6 protein-coding genes are annotated in these 8,293 nt (G+C 71.3%); 1 reads left to right on the top strand and 5 read right to left on the bottom strand.

Going from position 1 to position 8,293, the window contains the following annotated elements; translation table 11 throughout:
* Positions 1–230: 230 nt before the first annotated feature.
* The 4 genes from ACFYZL_RS11605 to ACFYZL_RS11590 all read right to left on the bottom strand — a co-directional run bounded on the left by ACFYZL_RS11605 (position 231) and on the right by ACFYZL_RS11590 (position 4,163).
* Positions 231–866, bottom strand: coding sequence for a hypothetical protein (locus ACFYZL_RS11605; RefSeq protein ID WP_384754772.1), 636 nt, complete (start codon positions 864–866; stop codon positions 231–233).
* 72 nt (positions 867–938) lie between these two features.
* Positions 939–1,724, bottom strand: a complete 786-nt coding sequence (locus ACFYZL_RS11600; RefSeq protein WP_384754780.1) for an ABC transporter permease — start codon at positions 1,722–1,724, stop codon at positions 939–941.
* A 53-nt stretch (positions 1,725–1,777) separates the two neighbouring features.
* Positions 1,778–2,815 carry an ABC transporter ATP-binding protein gene (locus ACFYZL_RS11595; RefSeq protein ID WP_384754769.1) on the bottom strand — a complete coding sequence of 346 codons (1,038 nt, stop codon included), beginning with the start codon at positions 2,813–2,815 and terminating at the stop codon, positions 1,778–1,780.
* Between the two features lie 28 nt (positions 2,816–2,843).
* The gene (locus ACFYZL_RS11590) at positions 2,844–4,163 is read right to left on the bottom strand and encodes an NYN domain-containing protein (protein ID WP_384754767.1); all 1,320 of its coding nucleotides are present in this window, start codon (positions 4,161–4,163) and stop codon (positions 2,844–2,846) included.
* Between the two features lie 208 nt (positions 4,164–4,371).
* Here ACFYZL_RS11590 and ACFYZL_RS11585 point away from each other — a divergent pair, with 208 nt between their 5' ends.
* On the top strand, positions 4,372–4,533 hold the full coding sequence (locus tag ACFYZL_RS11585) for a hypothetical protein (RefSeq protein WP_384593490.1): 162 nt from the start codon (positions 4,372–4,374) through the stop codon (positions 4,531–4,533).
* A gap of 100 nt (positions 4,534–4,633) precedes the next feature.
* On the opposite strand, the gene dnaE is transcribed toward ACFYZL_RS11585, so the two are convergent.
* A complete protein-coding gene (gene dnaE, locus ACFYZL_RS11580; protein ID WP_384754764.1) occupies positions 4,634–8,176 on the bottom strand; it encodes a DNA polymerase III subunit alpha in 3,543 nt (1,180 codons plus the stop codon).
* Positions 8,177–8,293: the final 117 nt, after the last annotated feature.

Raw genomic sequence — 8,293 nt, 5'->3', positions numbered from 1 at the left:
GGGGGGGGGGGCGCGCCCCGACCCCCGCCGCGCCTACCGGGGGATGGGGGGGTTGCCCGCGGGGGCCCACCCCGCCCCGGGGGGGGGTGTTGGGCCGGCCCCCACACCCCCCCCCCCCCGGCGTTTGAGGCGCGAGGTCTGGGGCGGAGCCCCAGGGTGCCGCGCGGCACCTTCAGCCCCTCCGGCGTTTGAGGAGCGGGGTGCGGGGCGGAGCCCCGGGAAGACGGAGGTCAGGCGATCGGCGGGTTCGGGTCGGCGTGGACGTGCGGCGGCGGGTAGGCCGACCACTCCGGGGACGGGTCCGGGTCCCGGGGGGTCCACAGGGCCGTGAGGGCCAGGTGGACCAGGACCGCGGCCATCGGCCAGGCCAACAGCACCCCGTACGCCAGCAACTGCAGCGGCGCGTCGAACGGCACTCCCTTGCCCGCCGCCCGCGCCGCGGCGACCAGGTTCGACGTCGGCCCGAGCACGAGGCCCAACCGCCATCCCACCAGCCCCGCGAAGAAGGAACCGAACGCCAGCCCGATGACCAGCGGCACGCCACCCGCCCGCCGCCACAGGAACGTGCCGACGCCGCTGAGCACGCCCAGTCCGGCCGCCAGCAGGAAGAACGTCCCGTCGGTCCCGATCCGGCCCTCGCCCTCGCTGTTGCGCAGGAACACGGCCTCCCCGTTGGAGACGTACTGCACCCGCGGCGCCAGCCACGCCCACAGCACGGCGAGGATCACACCGGCCACGCCGACCGCCAGGGCCACGGCGGCCCCGTCGCGGACGTCGGCCGGGGTGATGCCCGTGCCGCCACCCGACTTCTCGGGCGGGAGCGACGGCGGGTCGGTGGGGGAGGGAGGGGTCACGGCTTCGGTCACACCCACATCGTGCCAGGTGCGCCCGGCCGGGGCGCCACCGGCGTCACGCGGGCACCACCGGCGCCGGCGGCGTCAGCGCACCGCCGCCCGCCGGTACGCCCAGGTGGCGACGGCCAGCGAGAGGACGCCCACGGCCCCGCACACCCCCAGGTCGAGGGCGACGGCGGCCCAGTCCGGCTCGGGCGCGAAGGTACGGGCGAACGCCTCGACCCCGTACGTGGACGGCAGCAGGTCCCGCGCCCACACGATCGGCTCAGGCATCCGCTCGGGCGGCAGCACGCCCAGCAGCAGCGCCGCCGACATGCCGAGCTGCCCGGCCAGCGTGGCCAGCTCCTGCCGCGGTGCCAACAGCCCCAGCGCCGCGCCGAGCCCGGCGAGCGCGGCCCCGGCGAGCGGCACCACCGCCAGCAGGATCCACAGCCCGCCCATCGGCAGCCCGAACAGCACGCACCCGAAGACCGCCGTGACCAGCGTCCCGGGCAGGGTGAAGGAGGCGTACGCGGCGGCCGCGCCCAGCACCACCGACGCGGGCGGCACCGGCAGGGTGGCGTAGTGGTCGAGCCCGCCGCCCGCCCGCAGCTGCCCGAAGTACTGGGCCAGGAGGTTGAGCGCGACGAAGGCGACGACCAGGACCGAGGAGCCGGCCACGACGGCGCGGGCCTCCGAGCCGCCGTCCACCACCCCCCGCATCAGGATCATGATGCCGACGGACTGGAAGGTGGCCACGAAGAGCAGCGGGATCCGCGCCACCCGGGCCCGGGAGAGCTGTGCCCGGTACACGGCGGCCAGCGCCGGCAGGAGCCGGGCCCGCGCGGCCAGTGGCGCCGCGGCCGCCTGCCGGGCGGCGGAGTGCGGCACGCCTCCGGTCGCCGCGGCCTCGGTCGCCGTGGCAGTGCCTGCCGGACTGTCGCTCACTGCTTCACCAGCCCTTTCGTCTTCCCGCCGAGCGCGAGGTACACGTCCTCCAGACTCGGCGTGGCCAGCGTGAAGTCGTCCAGCGAGGCGAAGGCCGGACCGCCGGTCACCGCGGCGACCGCGGCCCGGGCGTCGTCGGGGCCGAGCCGCAGCACCCAGCGCCGCCCCGACTCGGCGGCGAGCTCGCGCAGCGCGGCGACCTCCGGTACGTCCAGCGGGGCGGATTCGCGCCACACCAGTTCGAGCCGGACCTCGCCGGAGACGGTGGCCTTCAGTCCGGTCGGGGTGTCGCAGGCGATGACCTTGCCCTGGTCGATGACGGCGACCCGGTCGAGGACGGTCTCGGCCTCGATGACGTTGTGGGTGACCAGCAGGACCGTCGCGCCGTGCTGCGCGCGCCGCCGGTCGACGGCGTTCCAGACGGCCCGCCGGGCCACGGGGTCCATCCCGGTGGTGGGTTCGTCGAGGACGAGCACCGGCCGCTCCCCCACCAGTGCGGCGGCGAAGCAGGCTAGGCGACGCTGTCCGCCGGAGAGCTTCTTCAGGGGCCGGCCGGCGATCTCGGTGAGCCCGAGTTCCTCCAGGACCTCGTCGCGCGCGGCCCGGGCCGCGCGCAGCGGCAGTCCGCGCAGCCGTCCGGTGGTCTCGGCGGCCAGGGCCACCGTGAGTTCGTCGAGGGCGGTGGATTCCTGCCCCAGGTAGGCGAGGAGCCGGGCCGCCCGCTCGGGGTGGCGCACGAGGTCGTGGCCGAGGAGGGTGACGCTGCCCGCGTCGGGGCGCATCAGGCCGGTGAGCTGGCGGACCAGGGTGGACTTGCCGGCGCCGTTGGGGCCTAGCAGGCCGAAGACCTCGCCGCGCCGCACGTCCAGGGAGATCCCGTCGTTGGCGCGGGTCTCGGGCAGGGCGGGGGCCCCACGCCGGCCGCGTACCGCGGGGTACGTCTTGACCAGGTCACGTACCGCGCAGACGACGTCGGCGGGTCCTCCCGCGGCTGCCGCCGTACTGCTCTGGTGTTGCGCCGTGCCCGTACTCACGAGGGAGCAGCCTACGCGGCTTCCGGCCCTACTCGGCCGCCGGGGTCGCCGCGCCCGCGGGTCCCAGGGGGAGTCCCATCGGGCCCGCCGCGGGTACGGCGACCACGTGCTCGGCGGCGGCGCGCACGTCGATCTCGCGCCAGAACCCGGCACGGATGGCGTAACGGTCGTGCTCGTCGATCTGGTCGTCCTTGTGGGCGAGCAGTCCGAACCGGGCGGCGTAGCGCAGCAGCTCGCCGTCGATGCGGTGCGGGATGCGCGGGTACATGGTGGCGAGCTTCTGCAGGTGCACCTGCTCGGGGAGCCGTTCCATCCAGCGCCGGGCGAAGACCTGGCCGACCTCGAAGGGGTCTCCGCCGACGGTGGTGATGTCCTCCTCGCGGTCGGCCCAGCGCTGTTCGGCGCTGGTGAGCTGGGCGAGGGTGGGCAGCGAGGCGGTCTCGGCGGGTTCGCCGAGCGGTCCGGACCGGTCGATCCAGCCCTTGTCGGAGGACCAGCGCAGGGCGCTTCCGGCGGGCTGTGCGCCGACGGGGTGCTGCCCGGCCGCCGCCGGCGGGGGTCCGGCCTGCTGTCCGGGGGCGCGCAGGGCTCCGGCGAGGTCCTTGGGGGTGGGTACGGTCTTGCCGCCACCGGTGGCGGGAGCCGGTACGGGAACCCCTTCGGCCTCCTCGTCCCCGGCGGCGGCGCCGTTGCGGGCGGCTTCGGCGAGGGCGGCCTCGGGCAGCGGGGCGGAGAGGATCGCGGCGATGTCGGGGCGCGGGGCGGTCGGCGGGGCGCAGAGTCCGGCGAGGTCCTTGGCGCGGACGGCCCGGGTGATCCAGGCCCGGTCGAGGACGCGGCGTTCGTCGGCTTCGGCCACGAGGTCCTCGGACTGGTTGTAGTCCCCGTCGGCAGCCTGTACGGCCCACAGGTGGACGGCGACGCCGTGTTCCTTGGCGGACATCAGGCCGGGCAGCAGGTCTCCGTCGCCGGTGACGAGGACCACGTCGGAGCAGGCCCGGTTGCGGGCGAGTTCCGTGAGTTCGGCGTGCATGGCCGCGTCGACGCCCTTCTGCGCCCAGCGGCCGTCGCTGCGGGTCAGGGCGCCGAGCCGGACGGTCACGCGGGGCATGACGCGCAGCCGGCGGTGTTCGGGCTGCGGCACCCGGTCGGGTGCGCCGTCGAACCAGTAGATGCGCAGCAGGGGCTGCTCGGTGTCGGCCTCGGCGCGTTCGCGCAGCCCCTGGATGAGGGCGGCGTGGTCGACGGTGATGCGGGAGCGCGAGGGCTCCCCTGCGAGAAGGCTCGCGGCGGCGCCCAGCAGGTAGCCGGCGTCCACCAGGACGACGCAGCGGTCCACGCGTTCCACCTCTTCCCTGGGGAATCCTCTGAGTTCTTCGGCGGGTCCCCCGAGTCTGCCCGACCGCAAGGGTGTTGACGGCCGGAACTCGATCATCGGCGTGGCGGAAGTTTTGGTTCTACCGGCTACGCGCAGTAATGATCCAAAATGCGCGGTTTCTGGCGCTGTGTGAGTGTGAAGGCGGTCCTGGCCCCTAGACCTCACGGAGGCTCCCCCCATGGCCAAGAACAAGAACCAGAAGCAGCCGGCGAAGCAGCAGGCCCGCTCTTCGCAGGACCCGTCGAAGAGCTCCATGGAATCCGGCGAGTCGGTGAACCCGTCGCCGAGTCCGATGGACATGGCCCACAAGAGCAAGCAGAAGAAGTTCGGCCACAACTGACCCGCGGCCGACGCGCACACGGCGCGCTCGGCGCGCTCAGTGACGAAAAAGGGCCTGCCCGGTCGACCGGGCAGGCCCTCGCGCGTGTGCGGCTACGGCCTCATCCGGCCAGGCACGACGGTCCGAGCAGCACCTTGAGGTCGCCGAAGAGGGCCGGGTCGGGCTGGACGCGGTGCCGGTCGAGGCGGAGCACGGTGGTGGTGCGGGGCCCCTGGAGCTTGATCCGTACCTCGGTGTTGCCCTTGTGGTGGCGCAGGATCTCGCCCAGACGGGTCACCATCGGCGGGGTGACCTTGACGGTCGGGATGGTGAGGACGACGGGTGCGTTGGTGCCGGCGGAGGAGAGGTCGGGGACCATCATCTCCATGGCGACGAGGCGCGGGACGTCCTCGCGCTTGTCGAGGCGGCCCTTGACGAAGACGACGGTGTCCTCGACCAGCTGGGTGGAGACGAGCTGGTAGGTCGCGGGGAAGAACATGCACTCGATGGAGCCGGCCAGGTCCTCGACGGTGGCGATGGCCCAGGCGTTGCCCTGCTTGGTCATCTTGCGCTGGAGGCCGGAGATGATGCCGCCGATGGTGACGACGGCGCCGTCGGAGTGCTCGCCTCCGGTGAGCTGGGAGATGCCGGCGTCCGTCTTGTCGGAGAGGACGTGCTCCAGGCCGAAGAGCGGGTGGTCGGAGACGTAGAGGCCGAGCATCTCGCGCTCCTGGGCGAGCAGGTAGGACTTCTCCCACTCGACGTCGGAGAACTCCACGTCGAGCCCGAAGCCGGGCTCGTCGCCGCCGCCCTCGTCACCCATTCCGCCGAACAGGTCGAACTGACCCTCGGCCTCCTTGCGCTTGACGGCGACCACGTTGTCGATCATGGATTCGTGGTGGGCGACCAGCCCCTTGCGGGTGTGGCCCATCTCGTCGAAGGCGCCGGCCTTGATCAGCGACTCGACGGTCCGCTTGTTGCAGACCACGGCCTCGACCTTGTCGAGGAAGTCGGGGAAGGAGGAGAACTTCCCCTTGGCCTTCCTGGTCTTGATGATCGACTCGACGACGTTCTGGCCGACGTTGCGGACGGCGGTGAGGCCGAAGAGGATCACGTCGTCGCCCTGGGCGGCGAAGTTGGGCTCCGACTCGTTCACGTTCGGCGGGAGCACCTTGATGCCCATGCGGCGGCACTCGTTCAGGTAGATCGCGGACTTGTCCTTGTCGTCCTTGACCGAGGTGAGGAGCCCTGCCATGTACTCGGCGGGGTAGTTCGCCTTGAGGTAGGCGGTCCAGTAGGAGACCAGGCCGTACGCGGCGGAGTGCGCCTTGTTGAAGGCGTAGCCGGCGAAGGGCACCAGGACGTCCCAGAGGGCCTGGATGGCCTGGTCGGTGTAGCCGTTCTTCCGGGCGCCCTCCTGGAAGATCGTGAAGTTCTTCGCGAGTTCCTCGGGCTTCTTCTTGCCCATCACGCGGCGCAGGATGTCGGCCTCGCCGAGCGAGTAGCCGGCGATGATCTGGGCGGCCTTCTGCACCTGCTCCTGGTAGACGATCAGGCCGTAGGTGACCGCGAGCACCTCTTCGAGGGGCTTCTCCAGGTCCGGGTGGATCGGGGTGATCTCCTGCTGCTTGTTCTTGCGCAGGGCGTAGTTCGTGTGCGAGTTCATGCCCATCGGGCCCGGCCGGTACAGGGCCGACACGGCGGAGATGTCTTCGAAGTTGTCGGGCTTCATCAGGCGCAGCAGGGAGCGCATGGGCCCGCCGTCGAACTGGAAGACGCCGAGGGTGTCACCGCGGCCGAGCAGCTCGAAGGTCTTGGGGTCGTCGAGCGGGAGGGCCAGGAGGTCGATGTCGATCCCCTTGTTGGCCTTCACCATCTTGACGGCGTCGTCCATGATCGTGAGGTTGCGCAGGCCCAGGAAGTCCATCTTCAGCAGGCCGAGCGACTCGCAGCTCGGGTAGTCCCACTGGGTGATGGTGACGCCGTCGGTGTGCCGCACCCAGACGGGCACGTGGTCGGTGATCGTCTCGCTGGACATGATCACGCCGGCGGCGTGCACGCCCATCTGGCGGACCAGGCCCTCGACGCCGCGGGCGGTGTCGATGACCTTCTTCACGTCGGGCTCGTTCTCGTACATCCCGCGGATCTCGCCGGCCTCGCCGTAGCGGGGGTGCGAGGGGTCGAGGATGCCGGAGAGCGGGATGCCCTTGCCGAGGACGTCGGCGGGCATGGCCTTGGTGAGCCGGTCGCCCATGGCGTACGGGTAGCCGAGGACGCGCGCGGAGTCCTTGATCGCGTTCTTGGCCTTGATGGTGCCGTAGGTGCCGATCATGGCGACCTTGTCCTGGCCGTACTTCTCGGTGACGTACCTGATCACCTCGACGCGCCGACGCTCGTCGAAGTCGATGTCGACGTCGGGCATGGAGACGCGCTCGGGGTTGAGGAAGCGCTCGAAGATCAGGCCGTGCGTGAGCGGGTCGAGGTCGGTGATGCCCATGGCGTACGCGACGATCGAGCCGGCCGCGGAGCCTCGGCCGGGGCCCACGGCGATGCCCTGGTTCTTGGCCCACATGATGAAGTCGGCGACCACGAGGAAGTAGCCCGGGAAGCCCATCGAGATGATGGTGTCCATCTCGTACTCGGCCTGCTTCATCCGGTCGTCCGGGATGCCCCCGGGGTAGCGGCGGTGCATGCCGCGCATGGTCTCCTCGCGGAACCAGCTGACCTCGGTGTGGCCGTCCGGGATGTCGAACTTCGGCATCAGGTTCCGGAACTTGAACATGCCCTCGGTGTCGATCTGGTCCGCGACCAGCTTCGTGTTGGCGCACCCCTCCTGCCAGGCGTCCGAGGAGTCGATGGCGTACATCTCGTCCGTGGACTTCAGGTAGTAGCCGGAGCCGTCGAAGCGGAAGCGGTCCGGGTCCGAGAGGTTCTTGCCGGTCTGGATGCAGAGCAGGGCGTCGTGGGCGCCGGCCTCGCTCGCGTAGGTGTAGTGGGAGTCGTTCGTCACCAGCGGCGGGATGCCGAGCTTCTTGCCGATCTCCAGCAGGCCGTCGCGGACCCGGCGCTCGATCTCGATGCCGTGGTCCATCAGCTCCAGGAAGTACCGGTCCTTGCCGAAGATGTCCTGGTACTCGGAGGCCGACTTCAGGGCCTCGTCGAACTGGCCGAGGCGCAGTCGGGTCTGGAGCTCGCCGGAGGGGCAGCCGGTGGAGGCGATCAGGCCCTCCGACCACTTGGAGATGGTCTCCTTGTCCATGCGCGGCCACTTGGTGAGCCAGCCCTCGGCGTACGCGTCGGAGGACAGCCGGAAGAGGTTGTGCAGGCCGGTGGCGTTCGCCGCCCAGATCGTCTTGTGCGTGTAACCGCCGGAACCGGAGACGTCGTCCCGCTTCTGGTGCGGCTGGCCCCACTGGATGCGCCGCTTGTTGCGCCGGGACTCGGGCGCCACGTACGCCTCGATGCCGATGATCGGCGTGATCCCGGACTTCTGGGCGGTGTGGAAGAAGTCGTACGCCCCGTGCAGGTTGCCGTGGTCGGACATGGCGATGTGCGTCATGCCCATCTCGTTGCACGCCGCGAACATGTCCTTGAGCCGTGCGGCACCGTCCAGCAGCGAGTACTGGGTGTGGACGTGCAGGTGCGTGAACGGCGTCTTTGACACGGTGGGGGCCTCCGGGGGCGAGAGGGGCGGCAGCTATGAATCCTACGTCCCACGAGTGACACTTCCGGGGCACGGAGAGATACGGTCGGGCGTTGCAGAACCAGGAACACGTGTCCG

The organism is Streptomyces sp. NPDC001717, from assembly GCF_042892775.1.
Classification (GTDB): Bacteria; Actinomycetota; Actinomycetes; order Streptomycetales; family Streptomycetaceae; genus Streptomyces.
Note: the sequence above shows the minus strand (reverse complement) of the source record. Positions and strands in the feature narration are given on the sequence as shown.